Origin of the sequence: Streptomyces hilarionis (genome assembly GCF_024539675.1) — a bacterium.
Classification (GTDB): Bacteria; Actinomycetota; Actinomycetes; order Streptomycetales; family Streptomycetaceae; genus Streptomyces; species Streptomyces hilarionis.
Window position 1 is genome coordinate 1 of the sequence record NZ_JAHHIT010000899.1, and the last position, 236, is coordinate 236.

The 236-nt window shown below is 50.4% G+C and carries 1 protein-coding gene; it reads right to left on the reverse strand.

The features are described from left to right. Positions 1-236, reverse strand: a 236-nt coding sequence (locus KMS84_RS40715; RefSeq protein ID WP_438819043.1) for a hypothetical protein, incomplete at both ends; no start/stop codon positions are given.

The following is a 236-nucleotide window of genomic DNA, read 5'->3' on the forward strand; positions in this document are numbered from 1 at the left end:
TCTCGTGTCCGAGCATCATGTTCACCTGATTATGAATCTCGGCGACGTTTGCTGAACCAGGCTTGCCGACACCAGCTGAATCCAGCTTGCCTTTTTTAGCTTGTATACCGAAGTAAAGAACATGGAGGGTCGGCAGAGTATATTTCATCCACACGTCCTTACCATACTCCAACGCTTTGTCTTTATGGCCCGCTGCCGTGATGCGATGAAAGCCAAGCTGACGGAACAGTGGCAGC